Here is a 17,327-nt window from a genome sequence, read left to right as displayed (position 1 = left end):
TTTTAAGCTCTTTCTATGCTATGCCAAGCTAGGGATAAGTCTAGGCTTGTACAAACAATCCTCGCCTTCAGGTCTGGTTTTAAACCGACGGTGCAGCCACATATATTGGCTCGGACTTGCCATGATGGACGTTTCAACTATCTTATTCACGAAAACTGCCGCACCTTGAGGATCTTCTTTCGGGAAACCGTCGACTGGCGCACTAATCGTCAAGGTATAGTGTCCGTCCTTTTCTCTTACCATCGTAAAAGGCACGATGGCACAATCTGTCGAATCAACCAGCAGACTTGTACCTGTCGTCGTGCAAGCATTTTTAACGGCAAATAATGGCGCAAACGTTGAGCGTCGGTTTCCATAATCATGATCCGGTGCATACCAGACCCGCTTACCCGTTCTAAGCGCTTCAAGCATGGCTTTAACGTTCTTGCGATCAATAAGCGTACGATTAGAGCGAGAACGACCCTTGTATTGAAAGTAATCAAAACACGGATTGTTGTTTGGGCGATAAACACCAGTTCCAGACTTTTTAATGCCAAAAGCACGAGCACCTAACTCTAAGTTCATCGAGTGTACGGCCAACATTAATGCCCCTTTGCCTGATTTTTCTAAAACCTCGAGGTGCTCCATTCCTTTTATCGTAACGTGTTTGTTTACCCGTTTATCAGACCAAAACCATGCCATCGCCGTCTCAAATAGCGCAATACCTGTATTGTCGATATTGTCTTTTAAAATTGCTTCGCGTTGGCATTCTTCCATCTGAGGAAAGCAAAGCTCAAGATTGCGTCTAATCGTAACTTGACGTTTTTTCATGATTCGCATGGCTAAACGGCCAATGCCACGTCCTAATGCTAACTGAACTTTGAAAGGAAGAAGACTGAGTAAGTACATCACGCTGATGATAATTAAGGTTCCCCAGTAACGAGGCAAAAGAAATTCAGCCTTGAATTCAGGCTTTTGGTATTTATTCATGTGAGTATTGTCAGATGTGCCCATCTATAAGTGATAAAAACAATGATAATGGACTGCACTTTTATCATTGATAGCGCTAATAACATAAATTAAAGCGCGCGGATTCTATGGTTCTTCGACACACTACACAATAAGAACTTTGCAGAAATATGTAGGGGGATGAAAAAGCAGCAAAGATGAATCACCACGTTAACATCGATTGGAGTGATTAATCTACCACACTTTCATAAAGTTTGGACAAACATAACTTTGTGTTTTCAATGCGCTAGATAATGGTGTTTTTTTAACCCCATAATGCAGCTATCATGAAAATAACAATAAACATGATAACCATTACCCTGAACAAGTAAGACAACTTTCCGGTGCCACCTTTTGGCGCTTGGTTACAGCATCCCATTGTGTTTCTCCATCGTTTCATTTCGATATGGCGTTAATGTACTCCTTGACCTTAGGGGAAAGTCAAACCTTTACCTAAAGGTTCTAATTTATCGCTATAAGTGTTTATTTATCCGACATATCACTCGTTTATATCCCATGGAAATAAAGCGCGTTGTTTTCAGCTCATTTTCGGATAAATACATACCGTTTTTCGCTATATACCCACTATTTATGAGGAATCTACAATACGCGAGTCTTACTTGTAGCACGCTACTTTTACAACCTAGAAGTTGTGCGCTCATCCATTAAAGGTATCGAATGAGCAATATCGTTAAATCCGCCGTTAAATTGAGTGTTTTCTCTATCATCATGATCAGCGTAACTTCGGTCGACAGCATAAGGAACATTCCTGGGGCGGCTTTGTTTGGTAGCCATGCCATTTCTTTCTTCTTACTTGCTGGACTCTGTTTTTTTGTCCCTACAGCGCTAGTGTGTGCTGAGCTAAGTACCACTTATCCAAAGCAAGGTGGTGTATATCTTTGGGGCAAAGAAACACTAGGGCCAAACTTTGGCTTTGCCACCGTGTGGTATCAATACGCTGAAAATATTGTTTACTATCCACCGTTAATTTCATTCATTGTTGCAACGGGGGCCTACCCTTTTTTCCCAGACCTGGCGCAAAACAACATGTTTATGTTGGTGATGATTAATGTGATTTTTTGGGCGTTAACTTTAGTTAATATCTTTGGCTTGCGCCTCTCTTCCCTGATTACAAATGTATTCGGCACCCTAGGTTTGATATTTCCGATTCTATTGATTATCGGATTAGGCGGGTACTGGGCGTATACCCATCCTGGTGAGTCTCATATCTCGCTTCGCCACGTATCTGACTGGTTGCCGGACCTTTCTCAAGATGGGATCGGAGCTGGTTTTACTGCGGTAGTTCTGTCACTTACAGGCCTTGAAATCACGACCTCTTATGCAAGCGAAGTCGAAAATCCGCAAAAAGCCTATCCCAAAGCTCTGCTGATCTCCACAATCTTAATCTTGGTTTCTCTGACGGCGTGCTCACTGTCTATTTCTTCGGTCGTTTCAAGTGACCATTCTAGTTTGAGTGAAGGAGTGATGCTTGCCTTCAAAGCTTTTTTTGATGATCTGCACCTCTCATTCCTGCTGCCTGTCATTGCCCTTGCTATTGTTTTTGGCACGCTTGCAAGCCTGAATAACTGGATAATCGCCCCAACGAAAAGTCTGCATGTTGCCGCAAAAGATAGTTTCATGCCGATGTCGCTCGCAAAAGAAAACCGCAACCAAGCCCCCGTCTCATTGTTGCTCTTGCAAGGCGCGATTGTTAGCGTGCTCTCTTTGGTTTTCATTTTTGTTCCAAACGTCAATCAAGGCATGTGGCTATTGAATATCCTGATGACTCAGCTCTATATGGTGATGTACATCTGTATTTTTGTTAGCTTTTTGGTCTCACGCTACAAACACGCAGAAATTGAGCGCCCATTTCGAGTTGCGGGCGGAAAAATAGGAATGTGTTTAGTGGCTGGGTTAGGCTTAATGAGTTGTTTGGTGACTGTTGTTGTATCTTTTGACGTGCCAGCAGGAATTAGCGCAAAAACTGGTGCATATGCACTGATATTAGGATTTATCACATTTAGCCTCCCAGCGTTCGCCGCCGTGATGTATCGCAATCGAAAACATCGTCAACAAAGCAAAATGCTTGAGATACTGGTAAGTTAACTATTGGATTGACATTAAAAAGCCGCAGCAATTTCTCGCTACGGCTTTTTATTTGGCATCACAAGTTGTGTTAGTTATCCGTGTCCTACAGTCTTGGATAACAGGTTAACAATCATCACACCAGTGAGGATAAACCCAATGCCAACAAGCGCCGGCAAATCTAGCCGCTGTCCATAAACAAAGTAGCCAACCGTCGCAACTAAAACAATACCCGCCCCACTCCATATGGCGTAAACAACCCCAACAGGCATCGTTTTTACCGTGACGGAAAGCAAGAAGAAAGCAATGCCGTAACCAATCAGAACGACTGTACTCGGCATCATTTTCGTAAATTGCTCTGTTTTGGGAATATAGGAAGTGGCAATCACTTCACATACAATCGCGATCGACAGCGCCAACATTGGCGGCATAGAGACAAGCATTTTGAACATAAGGCATTAACGCTCAACAGAAATGTAACCGACAACACGTCCGGATAATTAGGTCGCGCATTATACCCAACTCATCTCTCGATGGAATACCTCTTACTCAAGCAGCTTCAAAATGCAGGATTCACAGCGTGATCACTTGGGTATAGAGACATTCACACGCCATCGCTTTCACTCACTTCTTGATGAGTAAGCGACAGGCCTGCTTTTTGGTGCTGCCGAGCAATTTCAAAGTAGATGTGCATATCAATTGGCTCTGGTGTATTGAGTAGCATCTTGCCCACTTCTCGTTGAAAGTGACCATAATTACCTAACTCATCCGTCAGCCCTAGCTGCTCGTAAGAAGCTTCATTGGCAAACATTCCATAGGCATACTGATAATGACTTAGATCCTTGCTCTTATCATGACCAAGCTCTTGAAGGGCTTGATCAATTTCTTTCGGCGTATAAGTGTCTTTATCGCCAAACAGGCGCAATAGTACGCTAGGAACCTCTTGAGCGATGCTCTGAATTTTTGTCTTTCTTTTAAAAATACCGAACATAATGTCCTCCACTGACGATGTTTCCAAATACACACTTTAATGCATATTGGTGAGCTGATTGTTTTTAGTATGGCTCATTAATCTGAGACTTCCTTACAACGAAGTCACTTTCGCATATTAACGTGATCACATAATTACCAGCAAATAGTACGACCAGCGTTTCAAACATATCTCATCAGAAACTCCGCTCTAGTCACAATTGTGTGACAGCTTCGAGCTCGGTTTACCATAATGTAAAGAGTAGATTGAAAAGTCATATTTCGTATCGACATCTAAACTTAATTAAGTTAGCTTTAGAAGTATAGACGTCTAGATTGACTATACTGAGGGAGAGAAAGTCGTGCCAATTAGAATTCCAGATCAATTACCAGCCACCGATGTGCTAAGGACAGAGAACATCTTCGTAATGAGTGAAACGCGTGCTGCGAGTCAGGAAATACGTCCTTTACGAGTGCTGATCCTGAATCTGATGCCCAAAAAAATAGAAACTGAAACTCAGTTTTTGCGTCTACTCTCAAACAGCCCATTACAAGTCAATGTCGAGTTATTGCGCATTGATAACCGCCCAAGCAAAAATACGCCAACCGAACATTTGGATACTTTTTATCGTCAATTTGAAATGGTGAGAGATAAAAATTTCGATGGCATGATCATTACTGGTGCCCCACTAGGTTTGGTTCAATTTGAAGATGTCATTTATTGGGACCACCTAAAAACCATCATGGAATGGGCAAAAGATCATGTGACATCGACTCTTTATGTCTGCTGGGCAGCACAAGCAGGGCTGAAGTTGCTCTACGATCTACCTAAAAAAACGCGTAAAGAGAAACTTTCAGGCGTGTACCATCACCAGATTCATCATCAATTCCATCCTATGTTACGTGGGTTTGATGACACATTTTTAGCGCCTCATTCACGCTATGCCGACTTTTCACCTCACTTTTTAGAAGAACATACCGACTTAGACATCCTAGCCACATCGGATGTTGCAGGTGTTTATTTAGCGACAACAAAAGACAAGAGAAATGTGTTTGTTACTGGGCATCCTGAATACGATTCGCATACCTTACATAACGAATATATCCGCGATTTAAGCGAAGGCATGGAACCAGCCATTCCCGTCAACTACTATCCAAACAACAATCCTGATAATCCACCAATTGCCAGTTGGAGAAGTCATGGACATCTCCTCTTTTTAAACTGGCTGAACTACTGCGTTTACCAGCAAACACCTTATGATCTTGATCACTTCAGTGAAGACGCTTTTACTAAAGACGATTAACCTCAAAGCACGCAAACAAAGCGCTTATGATGCCTAAATGTAATATGTGAACCAAGCCGCCATATGGCGGCTTTTTCATACCAGTTTGCAAACCTGATCGCATAGTGTTTTTTCCTCAATAGGCTTTTGCTACGTAATTCATATCATGCTGGGAGATTCAGGGATGTAGGGACAAAGAATGAAAACAACAAAGCTCGGTGCACTACTATTAATCTCTCAGTTTGCACTTGTGGGCTGCGTGACGGTGAAAGAAGATGGTAGCCCTGTCGTTAAAGCCGATCCTGTAGCAATGGCAGAATCACGTATCGCACTTGGCCTAGGTTATTTAGAAGGCGGCAATATGATTCGCGCGCATGATAACTTGCAACAAGCCTTAACCCACGCACCTCAATACTATCGTGCTCAGTTATCGATGGCTCACTACTATGAAACGGTTGGTGAAGATGCTAAAGCCGAGCAAATGTATAAACGCTCTCTACGCCAACACACCAAAAACGGTAACGTGCTCAATAACTACGGCACCTTTCTTTGCAAGCGGGGTGACTTCGAGAAAGCCGATCAAATGTTTAATCGAGCCATTGAGCAACCTTATTACTATCTCATTCCGGCCAGTTATGAAAACGCCGCATTTTGCGCGTTGAAGTCACAAGATAAAGACAAAGCGAAATACTACTTCGCCCGAGCTATTGATCATGACCCTCATAGGCCAAAATCTATTTTGCAGCTAGCCAAGCTAGAAATTGATAGCGGCAATTACACTGAAGCCAGAATTCGATTAATGAGATTTAATCAAATGTATGGCGTTAAGAAACCCTCTTTACAGCTCATGATTCAACTTGAACGTGCAGCAGGTAATGAAGCACTCGAGAAAAAATATCAAAAGCAATTGGAGATATTTTCTTAACACGACATCATGATAAAGAAGGTGTACTCGCTCACAGACACTACTGAACTTGACTAAGAATCCAGTGAATTAAAACCCACGGTGACACATTCATCCTGTACATAAACTTCAAATTCGGTACTATTTGAACGGAATAAGTGACCAAGTCACATTATAAAAGTGCGCTAGTAAAACGAAATTTGTACATCATACTGTTTCTACTATTGATTTGGGGCGCATTGATAAATGCTAAATATTACTGACATGCACCAGAAGGAAGTTGAAGCCGGATGAAACCTGCCTGCACTCTGTTATCACTCACTTTGCTGAGTTCGCCTTTTGTCGTCAGTGCACAAGAAAATATTGAAAAAACATTCACGTTTGGCATTGTTTCCAATAAAGCTCAAAGCAAAATCAAAAAGTCGACGCCTTTCACGCAGTACGTGACCAATGGTTTGGCTGAATACGGATACACCAAGGGTGCTGTAAAAGTATTTAAAAATTATCGCCAGCTCGCGGTGGCACTTGAAAATGGCACCGTTCAAATTGCAACAGCCACCCCCTTCAATGCAATGACCCTCGAGGCAGAGTCTGGTAGCCAAGCCATTGCCATACGCTGGAAAAAAGGTTTACAAAAATATCATACGGTATTCTTTACCCACAAAGAGAGTGGTATCGAGTCGATTTCTGACCTGCGCGGAAAAACACTTGTTTTTGAAAAGCGTACATCCACCAGCAGCTATTACTTACCCGCTATTACACTGCTTAATCAAGGGGAGAAATTAGAATACCTCCCCTCCTCCGATGACAAACCAGCCAAAGACAGTATTGGATATTTATTCCTTGACGAGCACTTGGCTCAATCGAATGAAATCAACCTTTCAGTATGGGTGTATAAGCAGAGAGTCGCAGCAGGAGCGTTCAGCAATTTCAATTGGAGCAACCCTAAAGATCTTCCAGAAAGCATGAAAGACAAACTAACGATTTTCGCTCGCTCGGTAGAAATACCTAGAGACTTAATTCTCGCCTCTCCGACCTTAAGCCAAGATCAGCAACATAAAATCACGTCAATATTGCTCGGTATGGAGACATCTCAGCAAGGTGCTCTAGCACTTAAACAGTTCCAAAACACGAAAAAGATCACCGCTCTAACGCCAGAAATGTCCGCGTCCTTAAATACCGTTCGAACATCTATTCACTTGTTACCGAAGGTGGATTGATGTTCCACAAACTCTCACTCGAAACTAAATACATTTGCTCGACCATTTTTGTTGTCCTGTTTGTCGTAGTGATAAACCTCGCACTATATATGCATGGTTACGATACGTACTCAAATAACTTAACCCGCCAAATCACCGAGAACTCACAAGAAAAAACAGAGTCTTACGTCAAGCAAAAAGGATTGGTTTACGCAGAGTTATTATCAAAACAACTTTTTGACCCACTCTATACGGATAATATCAGCCAAGCGTACGAGCAAATTAAAGCGACATTAAGCCAACCAGATGTCTCGAAGATACACGTTGTTGATAATGAAGGGCTAATCTTTCACGACGGTACGACTCAGCTGAGTATGTTTGCCCAGCCTCATTACCGTTCTCGCTTTATTTTGAAAGCAATAGAAGAGTCTAGAATTCTCATTTCTTTTTCTAAACATCAATTAGAAATTGCGGCACCGATTCAGCAATCGAATATCACACTGGGCGCTGTGTATCTTGAACTGAACCTAGCACATCTATTAGAAGAGAAAGAACAAAACATTGCGCAAGTACAAGCGCTTACCTCAAACGATAAGCAAAAGATGTTTAACTTGCTGCTCACGATCAGTGCGATATCCGTTCTGCTCGGAAGTGCCATCGCGTATGCTTTGGGTCGCTCATTAATAAAACCACTCAAACAACTTAAAGAACAATTTACAGAGTCAAATACTCAAGCACTGCCAATCACTGATATAAAAAGTAAAGATGAAGTGGGTGATCTTATTTCGGCGTATAACAAAATGTCGAACAAAGTGAACCGATACACAAGCCGGGTGGAGTTCATGGCGTATCACGACATTCTTACCTCCCTGCCTAACCGAGAAAAGTTGCTCATTGATATCCAAAAGCAAATAACGAACCGCAGATCTCCCTCACTCGCGGTTGTTTTTATTGATCTGGATGACTTTAAGCATATTAACGATAACTACGGGCATAGCATCGGAGATAAATTGCTAGGTCATCTCGCCTCAGAACTTCAAGGTCGTTTGCCGAGTTACTTCCAGCCTCTTTACCGTCTTTCAACCATCGTAAGCCGAGTCGGCGCTGACGAATTTGTGCTGGTCTTTCCATGCAAAGACAGCCTCCACGCTAGAGAAAAAGCGGACGATATTCATCGCCAATTGCTTTCTCCTTTTAACTTGGAAGAGAACGATATTCAAATTACGGCAAGCCTTGGAGTCGCGGTGTATCCGGAATTTGGCTCAAACGCAGAGTCTCTTTTACAACTCTCCTCATTGGCGGCGCAAGAATCTAAACGACGCGGCAAAGATATCATGACGATATACGATTCCGCGTTTGATGAGACCGTGAAGCAGCGCTTATACATAGAAAAGGAACTGCGCCGCTCAATACGTGATTTATCTCAGTTCGAGCTTTGGTATCAACCCCAGTTCGACCTCAACACCTACCAGTTGATTGGTGTCGAAGCATTGGTTAGGTGGAATCACCCAGAGAAGGGTTATATCAGCCCAGAATTATTTATCCCGATTGCAGAACAAAGTGACTTAATTTTAGAGCTTGGTGAATACCTCATCGAGACAGCAATTAGCCAGCGAGCACAATGGGCGGGTCATTTCACTGCTGATTTTCATATCGCATTAAATTTGTCTCCTAGGCAGATCTACCGCCAAGATTTAAGTCAGCTCTTTTCGAAATATTTACAACAATATCAAGTCCCCCCTCAAACCATTCATGTTGAAGTGACAGAGTCTCTGTTTATTGATGATATTGAGAAAGCGCAGTACGTGCTCAAAAAATTACAAGCTAACGGCGTAGAAGTGTGGCTAGATGATTTTGGAACTGGGTACTCAGCCCTCGCCTACCTACAACAAATGTCGTTTGATGGACTTAAAATTGACCGTTCATTTATCGCTCAAATCCAAAAAAATGAACAAGATGATTCATTAGTCCGTGCGATTATATCCATGGCTCATAACTTAAGAATGAGAGTGGTAGCTGAAGGCATAGAAACCCAGACCCAACTAACAAGGATGGAATCACTTCACTGCGACGTTGTGCAAGGCTTTTTCTTGGGTAGACCGGTGCCGGCAGAAGAAATCATAGAGTTTGAGCAACAACGTCAAGCAATAGATGATTCAACCGCCAGCAGCTATGCTTAACTGAATAATTTATCGCGTTCATTGAATTAAAGGGGATTCGTTCTGCAATATTGGTCACACTTCGCCATCTCGCCAGTATGAATTTCCTCTTAAAATCTAACATTTGAGATAGGTAAACTACACTTTTCATATCAACTCTTTGGATATGGAAACGCGTGTGGTCGGGATATTTGCTTGGAACAACCTGTCTGTAAAGCAGAAACTTTTTGGATTGGTCCTACTACCAATCTTATTGTTATTGCTTCTGGCGGGCAAACATGTACAAAACCTCTCTATCCAAGCTCAAGAACTTCAAAAAGCACAACTCTTCTCCCAATATATAGATCGTGTTTCCTCACTGTATTATTTGACGAGCGATCCAAAGGTCGCGAATAACGCTCAAGAAACCCGCCAACTCGTTCAAACTTTACAAGATACAGCTTCACCTGTTTTTGGTGACAATGCCGATATATTAAATCAGCTCACGAATTTCGAAGAAGCAACACTATCAATGCTCTCGTCCAATAATACAGAAGATAAGTTAGATGCTGCTGAGTGGCGTGCCGACACATTCAAAGAGATTCTTTTGAGTTTGGATAGAGTCTACTTCAGCCATGTAAGTTATGAAACCAACACTCACCTCTCCTCATTGATGCAGCTTGAGTGGTTAATGTTTTGGTCAACAGAAGAGCATAGACTCAGCAAATACTTGGTGGAATCTACAGAGCAGGGGCAGATTTACGATCCAGCTATCCAAGCCAGTATTCAATCATTAATCCAGAACCAACAACTGCTGTTCGAACGTTTTGTCACACTTAATGCGAATAAGCAGCAAGTCCATCTTCTCATCGAAACCTTTACCGATAATGTATTTGTTAAAAGCCAAGCATTTCGAGCCAATTTGTTGCAGCCATCAAACCTTAGCGTGTTGACCCCCGCTCAAATAGATGACGGGTTGTCTGCGCTTTATAAACGCTTAAGTTTATTACGTAACGTTGATGACCAGATGGAACAACAACTTATTGAGGATATAACCAAGACGATCAGTGAAACAACACAGCACCGCATTGGCTTCATTGCGCTAATGAGCCTCGTGACATTACTGGTCGTGAGTTTAACCCTGAGGTTAGTGCGTAAGGTCACTGGCAACTTGAATTTAGTCCTCGAATTCCTAAGTCGAGACACTTACGAAGAGGACAACAATGAAAACTCACCACTGACAGAGTTGACCAAAGGGAAAGATGAGCTCAGTAAGTTTGCTAAAGAGGTAAAAAAACTGAGTTATGAACGTGAGCAGTCAAGACAAAAGTTAACTCAAGCTAAAGAAGATGCTGAAAAGGCGAAAGATGATGCCATCGAGGCAAGCAAAGCCAAAAGTAGCTTTCTGGCGAATATGTCTCATGAGATTCGAACCCCGTTAAACGGCGTTATTGGCATTTCAGAAGTTTTGTCAGACACGCCGCTAACGGCGACACAGCGTGATTATGTCGACACGATAGAAACCTCCTCGCAATTACTGTTGAGCCTAATAAATGACGTTCTGGACTTCTCTAAAATTGAATCTGGTATGTTGCTTATCAGCCCTCATTCAACCTGTGTTCGTGAATCCATCTACGATATTGCTTCTATTATTTCCCCGAAAGCGAAAGAAAAAGGCATCGACGTTCAAGTCAGCATCAGCCGCAATACGCCCTATCACGTTATGTTGGATGATCACCGTATACGCCAAATTATCATGAACTTCATGTCCAATGCCGTAAAGTTCACCGAACAAGGCTGCGTTGAACTCTCTGTCATCACTAGAGAAATCAAAAATGGTGAAGCGAGCATCGAGTTTTCAGTCAAAGACTCAGGGATCGGTATTGATGAGCAGCAACAAAAAAAGATATTTGCTCCTTTCGCCCAAGAAGATAACTCCACCACCCGACAGTTTGGAGGGACAGGGCTCGGGCTTGCAATTAGCACGCAGCTGGTAGAGTTGATGGGCGGTGAGATTCAGCTTGAATCCGAGAAAGGAAAAGGTAGCCGATTTTTCTTCGAACTTACGGCTCCAATTGTGACTCAAGAGTTCAATGGCTATCACTCCCTTAATCACAACGATATATGGATAGTTTGCAACAACCCTACTTTGGAGCAAAAGCTGCGTGACGAGTTGAGCTTTTTCCACATCAATGTTCAGCAATCAGTAAATACACTGGATGCTCTGCCAACGTGGATTGATAACGAGCGCATCATTGTTATCAACGTAGAAACTTCTCCAAATACCGCAGCCAAACATCTAGGTGAAATGAAAAGACTTTGCATGCAAAATGTTCGAGTTTGTCTTATTAAACACCTTCATAGCGCCCAACGTGATTTTGGTAACAGCATTAGTGCATTGGTCACTCAACCCCTCTTAGGACAGCGCTTAGTAAAAGCACTTGAAACTTGTGCTGCAAACTTCCCTCAAGTAAACAAAGAGAACACGACCACACCCAATGCTAAGACTTTCCCAAAAATCTTGGTGGTCGACGACAACACCGTCAATCAAAAAATCGCTGGATTACACGTCACAAAAGCGGGCTTCGACTTTGATATCGCCGTAAACGGAGAAGAAGCCGTAGATATGTTTCAACAAAATCAATACTGCTTAATCTTAATGGATTGCATGATGCCGGTGATGGATGGGTTTGAAGCAACCAAAATGATCCGTCAAATTGAAGCCAAAGAAAAACGGACGATCAGAATCCCAATTATCGCGCTAACAGCAAGTGTAGTCGATGATGACATTCAAAAGTGTTTTGATGTTGGAATGGATGATTATGTGCCCAAACCTTTTAAAGCGGGTTTGTTGAAAGAGAAATTAGATAAAGCCATTGGACTACGCATTTCCAATATTGCTTCTGATGAAAAGCGACTGGCAACAAACACCACTCACACTCCTGAAAAAACCTCGCATGCTGAACAATCAGAAGCGACCGTGACGCCTATTCGCTCAGAACGGATTTTGCTCGTCGAAGATAACAGAGTAAATCAAAAAGTCGCTTCGCTGCTGTTATCCAAAGCTGGTTATCAATTTGAAGTGGCCGAAAACGGACAGGTTGCGGTCGAAATGTTCCAAAAAGACGGTGGGTTCGACATCATTTTGATGGACTGCATGATGCCGATCATGGATGGGTTCGAAGCTTCGCGACAAATACGCGCCTACGAAGCAAGTAAGGGTCTTCCGAAGACTCCCATCATCGCGCTAACGGCAAGTGTTGTGGATGATGACATTCAACGCTGCTTCGATTCAGGCATGGACGCTTATGTACCCAAGCCTGTTCGTAGAGAAAAGCTGTTGTACCAGATTGAAAATGCGATATAGGTAGCGATGATGAGCGGCGACATTTCTCTCCTCTGTTTTCTTTTGCGCTGCATAAAACGCTACCTATTCATTGTTGTTTTCCTTCTACCCATAGATAGTCAAGTACTTGCTGCAGAGAGCTACGCCGTTTTCTCGTTTAATAATGAGTTCTCGCCCCTAACCATCAATAAAGCGCGAAAGTTGTACAGAGGAAAAACGCAACTCTTACAAGGGCAGAGAATTGAGCTATCTGACTGGCCAGCGACATCAGCGGAGAGAGCGGAGTTCTATCGCTACCTTCTCAATAAAAACTTGGCGCAAATGAACGCGCACTGGGCAAGCTTGTCTTTTTCAGGCAAAGCGAGACCACCCAAAGTGATTGCAAACTCTAGCATTGATGCGCTGATCACGTGGATGCGAGAAAAGCCCAATCGGATTGGTTATGCCCCTGCGTCGAGCGTGCCTGGAAATGCTCGTATTTTGTGTGTGGTGAGCTCGGAGGATTAATATGAAAAAATATTTGACCATGTTATCACTGAGTGTTGTCGCCTTTCCGAGCTTAGCCACCATTGAGTTATCAGATCACCTGTCTTTGAGTGGTTTTGGTTCGACATCTTGGTCTAAGTCGGATAACTCCACAACGGTTCTCGTCAACCGCTTTATTCATGATGAAGCCTGCTACGATTGTGACACAACCTTCGGCCTGCAACTTGATTACTTTTACAAGGCATTTCGAGCATCCGCACAGATAGTCAAGCGTCCGCAAGATCATTGGAACTCGCCCCAATTAGAGTGGGCATATTTAGCTTATACCTATAAAAATGTAGAGATACGTGGGGGACGATTGAGGCTGCCGCTGTTTTTGATGTCTGAGTATAATTATGTCGGTCACGCTTTTACTCAAGCTCGACCACCAAATGAAGTGTATGACAGCATATTAGGCATCACCGCTTACAATGGTTTATCCATTCGCTGGAATCACGACCTCAATGAGCAAATCATGCTTACTGCAATGCCGTTTATAGGGTTTAAAGACAGCAGTGATGTCACCCTCAACGAAGACACTGAACTGAAGATCGAATCAGACAACACAGCCGGAATAAACTTAACACTCAGCGGAAATGCCTACCGTTTGAACTTTTCTTATCTACATGGCGATTATGACCAAACTACGGTTCTCTCCAATACCAAGCAATCCACACCTGAAGGGGGAGCCATGTTAATTGACCGCTTGGTTCTAAAAGAAAAAGGCAACACGATTGACCAGTTTTCTCTAGGAGTAAGGTATGAGCTTGATAACCTTGTGATAATGGCTGAAGGACAAAACAGCAACATTTCCTCCTCTTGGTACGCAACAACGAGTTACAACGTGAATAAATTGACCCCCTACATAGTTTACGGCCAACAGTTTAATAACAATGATACAAAAAATGGGGACAGCTATCTGTTTGGGGTGAGATACGACCTAGATTATAACGTGTCACTGAATGCTGAATGGCAAAAGTTTAACGCCCACAATAACGATACTGGCGCGTTTTCATCGATACCAGAAGATAACAGCGCCAATCTTTACACCCTGATGTTAAATTTCGTTTTTTAACTTTTCTATACTGACACCGTATAAACCATGGGCATTTACCTTTGTTATCGTTGATACATGTTGTGCGTGATTTGACGCTCTTTGTAATAGAATTCTTTGTCATGTTCGCCTATCTCTCGCAATACACGACACGGGTTCCCTACCGCAACAACATTACTTGGTATATCTTTCGTTACCACGCTACCAGCACCAATTACGCTGTTTTCTCCAATCTTGACGCCAGGCAATACCACTGAGTTAGCGCCGATCCATACATTAGCACCAATATGAATAGGGATATTGAATTGCGCAACTTCTCTTCTGAGCTCCGGTTCAACCGGATGGCCTGCCGTTGCTAGTGTCACATTGGGCCCAATCATGACACTATTGCCAATGTAGATATACGTATCATCGACTAGGGTTAAGTTAAAGTTTGCATACACGTTATCACCAACGTATGTATGCCTCCCCCAATTCGCCCGAAGCGGCGGCTCAAAATAGCAGTTGTCACCAACAGCGCCGAGCAAACGTCGTAATATTTCTGTACGCTTTTCAGATTCAGAAGGCCGAGTTTGGTTGTAATCGTAAAGAACTTCTAAACACTGTGTTTGCTGCTCGACTAACGCTTCATCATTACAAAAATATATTTGCTGACTATGAAGCATTGATTCACTATCCATAAAATCCTCCGTTCTATCTGCCCAGTAGCTTCAGGCTGCTGGAACACCTCGCGATACGAGTTCCTGTCAAGATTGGCTAACAGAATGCATGATGTCGTTTTTTGCAATAAGTTTAATGACATGCTTGCGAGGCCTAACGCAAAATACCGAATAACTTGAAAGAAATATGTGAATCAGACGATTAAATAACACAAAGATCGATGCAGAGTTAGCTTTGTTTATCTCGATTCATTTTCAAGCGCTTTTCTTTACGTCGTAACGCTCGGAAAAACTTCGACTCCTCGTGATACCAGCCGATAACACTAACCGGGAAGCCCACTAGCATCATGATAAAAAGATCCGCGGGCAGCTGCTCCAAAATATCACTCAGGGAGTGCAGCTCACCAAAAATGAATAAACCAATGACTTTACCAAGCAATAGTGCGCAACAAATCATAAAAAAAGACTTCATGATGTAATGCCATTTGCCTTTTTTACGCTCTTCTCGCCAATAGGCATATTTATGTTGTCGGTCGTACATTCATCCCCCCAAGTGACAATGTCACTAGCCACAAACATTCAGGCAAAGTAACGGCTTTAGCTGCACTCTAATGATAGTGTGAATCAGAAGCGAATGCTTGTCATGGCAATGAGAAAGCGGCACATCATGCTGCGCATTTTACGACCTTATGGACGCTAGCATGATCGTGCAATACAGGGAGATATCAGCTTGTTAATTACGGAGTGAGTTAATGTTTTCGGAACACCCAAATTGGACCAATAAGAAGAAACTGCAAATCTTCGAAAAAAGACGGTTTCTTCCCTTCTATTTTGTGACCAATGAACTGCAAGATCCACAGTACACCGAATAGGAGCATCGAAATATGCAGTACGGGCAGCGCCAATACCTCCAAAGACCATATCAGGCCGATGCACGCTAATGTATACCCTAACATCATCATAAAGACGCTGAGAGACAAACGAAAATAGAAAACCCATACGGGTATGACAGCAATCCAGACCCAGTTAAACTCGAAACCCAAGATGGAGATTTGAGGAATTGACCAAATTAGACCGACCACAGATAGGTAAATACCCGGAACTGCGATTGTGTGAATCTTTTGGTTGATGGGGTTTTGATGGCTCTCCCCATATTCTTTTAGCCATTCAGATAATGCTCGCATATCATTCCTACTTTTCCGCCTACTTATTCTTATATAGCTTGAGGATGGAAAAGGTGCGAATTTTTCTGTAATAGCTATTACTGACCAAGCAATGCTCGTTGCACTTTTGGTAGTTTGGCAACGACGAGAGTATAAGAGCGTTCACATAAATCCTGAATCAATCCATCTTCCACATCACCATTAAAATAAACCGTTATCCAGTGACGCTTATTTAGGTGATAACCAGGAGTGATGTCCGTAAACTGCGATGTTAAGACTTCTCCATCTTCTGGTTTTACTTTTACGCTGACATACTCCCGACCGTTTCTCTCTGCAATAATCGCAAACATTTTACCTTTGATTTTGTATACAAGTGCTTCTGGCCCAAATGGGAAATCACTCTCTGCACACATAAAGGTACTTAAATAACCTTCTAACTCTTTGCTTCTCATTCCGTCCCACCCTTCCTGTATCTTTTACTCAAACAAAGGCAATAGTAGCCTTAACGCCTGGTTAACCTGCGCTTTCTCACTACCTTCTAAACCATGTAGTAGCGATTGCTGAACGTCCACATGCTCTAAGATCAACTTGTCAATTAAGGTTAAGCCCTTTTCGGTTAACTCAACGGTGACACTGCGTCTATCTTCTTTACTGTGTGTTCTGGTAATAAAGCCTTTCTTCTCGAGTTTATCTAATCGGTTCGTCATCGCGCCCGAAGTGAGCATCATCGAATCAATTAGCGCCGAGGGAGTAAGGCAGTATGGTGAACCTGCTCGGCGAAGTGTCGCCAACACATCAAATTCACCCATCTTAAGATCGTACTTCTTATGTAGGTCTGCGACCCGACACTCCATGTGCTTAGCAATTCGCATTAGCCGACCCATAATTGCCATCGGTTCAGTGTCGAGCTCTGGCTTCTCCTTAGCCCACTGCTCTACCACTCTATCAATTGCGTCCATGGTTTCTCTCCAAACGTCATTTAATTTTTATTTTAACATAAAGATACTTTACAAAA

At 42.7% G+C, this 17,327-nt stretch carries 16 protein-coding genes; 8 read left to right on the top strand and 8 right to left on the bottom strand.

Translation table 11 applies throughout. The features are described from left to right. Window positions 1-18: 18 nt before the first annotated feature. Window positions 19-969: an LpxL/LpxP family Kdo(2)-lipid IV(A) lauroyl/palmitoleoyl acyltransferase gene (locus NDJ01_RS12620; RefSeq protein ID WP_258586783.1), complete on the bottom strand. Its 951-nt coding sequence runs from the start codon at window positions 967-969 to the stop codon at window positions 19-21. Window positions 970-1,665: 696 nt separating this feature from the next. Here NDJ01_RS12620 and NDJ01_RS12615 point away from each other — a divergent pair. Continuing rightward, window positions 1,666-3,093 (top strand): APC family permease, encoded by a 1,428-nt coding sequence (locus NDJ01_RS12615; RefSeq protein WP_258586782.1) that lies wholly within the window; start codon window positions 1,666-1,668, stop codon window positions 3,091-3,093. Between the two features lie 74 nt (window positions 3,094-3,167). Here the strand turns inward: NDJ01_RS12615 and NDJ01_RS12610 are convergent, their stop codons facing one another. Continuing rightward, the gene (locus NDJ01_RS12610; protein WP_065646842.1) at window positions 3,168-3,503 is read right to left on the bottom strand and encodes a multidrug efflux SMR transporter; all 336 of its coding nucleotides are present in this window, start codon (window positions 3,501-3,503) and stop codon (window positions 3,168-3,170) included. A gap of 173 nt (window positions 3,504-3,676) precedes the next feature. Next, window positions 3,677-4,063, bottom strand: a complete 387-nt coding sequence (locus tag NDJ01_RS12605) for a DUF6559 family protein (RefSeq protein WP_012841885.1) — start codon at window positions 4,061-4,063, stop codon at window positions 3,677-3,679. A gap of 340 nt (window positions 4,064-4,403) precedes the next feature. On the opposite strand from NDJ01_RS12605, the gene metA reads away from it, so the two are divergent. The 7 genes from metA to NDJ01_RS12570 all read left to right on the top strand — a co-directional run bounded on the left by metA (window position 4,404) and on the right by NDJ01_RS12570 (window position 14,511). Further along, window positions 4,404-5,345, top strand: coding sequence for a homoserine O-succinyltransferase (metA, locus tag NDJ01_RS12600; RefSeq protein ID WP_006741610.1), 942 nt, complete (start codon window positions 4,404-4,406; stop codon window positions 5,343-5,345). Window positions 5,346-5,523: 178 nt separating this feature from the next. Continuing rightward, window positions 5,524-6,249: a type IV pilus biogenesis/stability protein PilW gene (gene pilW / locus NDJ01_RS12595; RefSeq protein ID WP_109168405.1), complete on the top strand. Its 726-nt coding sequence runs from the start codon at window positions 5,524-5,526 to the stop codon at window positions 6,247-6,249. 269 nt (window positions 6,250-6,518) lie between these two features. Then, complete coding sequence (locus NDJ01_RS12590; protein ID WP_104971625.1) at window positions 6,519-7,448, top strand: phosphate/phosphite/phosphonate ABC transporter substrate-binding protein; 930 nt, start codon at window positions 6,519-6,521, stop codon at window positions 7,446-7,448. Continuing rightward, window positions 7,448-9,607 (top strand): GGDEF domain-containing phosphodiesterase, encoded by a 2,160-nt coding sequence (locus NDJ01_RS12585; protein WP_258460603.1) that lies wholly within the window; start codon window positions 7,448-7,450, stop codon window positions 9,605-9,607. The genes NDJ01_RS12590 and NDJ01_RS12585 overlap by 1 nt, the downstream gene beginning before the upstream one ends. 157 nt (window positions 9,608-9,764) lie before the next feature. Then, window positions 9,765-12,932: a response regulator gene (locus tag NDJ01_RS12580; RefSeq protein ID WP_374044952.1), complete on the top strand. Its 3,168-nt coding sequence runs from the start codon at window positions 9,765-9,767 to the stop codon at window positions 12,930-12,932. 9 nt (window positions 12,933-12,941) lie between these two features. Next, window positions 12,942-13,418, top strand: a complete 477-nt coding sequence (locus NDJ01_RS12575) for a hypothetical protein (RefSeq protein ID WP_258586780.1) — start codon at window positions 12,942-12,944, stop codon at window positions 13,416-13,418. Window position 13,419: 1 nt separating this feature from the next. After that, window positions 13,420-14,511, top strand: coding sequence for an outer membrane protein (locus NDJ01_RS12570; RefSeq protein WP_258586779.1), 1,092 nt, complete (start codon window positions 13,420-13,422; stop codon window positions 14,509-14,511). 44 nt (window positions 14,512-14,555) lie between these two features. Here NDJ01_RS12570 and NDJ01_RS12565 read toward each other — a convergent pair whose 3' ends face one another. The 5 genes from NDJ01_RS12565 to NDJ01_RS12545 form a co-directional block, all read right to left on the bottom strand. Next, the gene (locus NDJ01_RS12565; protein WP_253651547.1) at window positions 14,556-15,170 is read right to left on the bottom strand and encodes a sugar O-acetyltransferase; all 615 of its coding nucleotides are present in this window, start codon (window positions 15,168-15,170) and stop codon (window positions 14,556-14,558) included. Between the two features lie 208 nt (window positions 15,171-15,378). Then, the gene (locus NDJ01_RS12560; RefSeq protein WP_005393448.1) at window positions 15,379-15,690 is read right to left on the bottom strand and encodes a hypothetical protein; all 312 of its coding nucleotides are present in this window, start codon (window positions 15,688-15,690) and stop codon (window positions 15,379-15,381) included. A 208-nt stretch (window positions 15,691-15,898) separates the two neighbouring features. Further along, entirely contained in the window at window positions 15,899-16,333 is a 435-nt protein-coding gene (locus NDJ01_RS12555; protein ID WP_012841889.1) for a DUF962 domain-containing protein, read from the bottom strand. A gap of 77 nt (window positions 16,334-16,410) precedes the next feature. Then, window positions 16,411-16,764 (bottom strand): MmcQ/YjbR family DNA-binding protein, encoded by a 354-nt coding sequence (locus NDJ01_RS12550; RefSeq protein ID WP_005393450.1) that lies wholly within the window; start codon window positions 16,762-16,764, stop codon window positions 16,411-16,413. A gap of 24 nt (window positions 16,765-16,788) precedes the next feature. After that, window positions 16,789-17,271: a MarR family winged helix-turn-helix transcriptional regulator gene (locus tag NDJ01_RS12545; RefSeq protein WP_046874878.1), complete on the bottom strand. Its 483-nt coding sequence runs from the start codon at window positions 17,269-17,271 to the stop codon at window positions 16,789-16,791. Window positions 17,272-17,327 lie beyond the last annotated feature (56 nt).

It is taken from the genome of Vibrio sp. HS-50-1, from assembly GCF_024747315.1.
Lineage (GTDB): Bacteria > Pseudomonadota > Gammaproteobacteria > Enterobacterales > Vibrionaceae > Vibrio > Vibrio diabolicus.
This window is presented reverse-complemented; position numbering and strand designations above follow the sequence as displayed.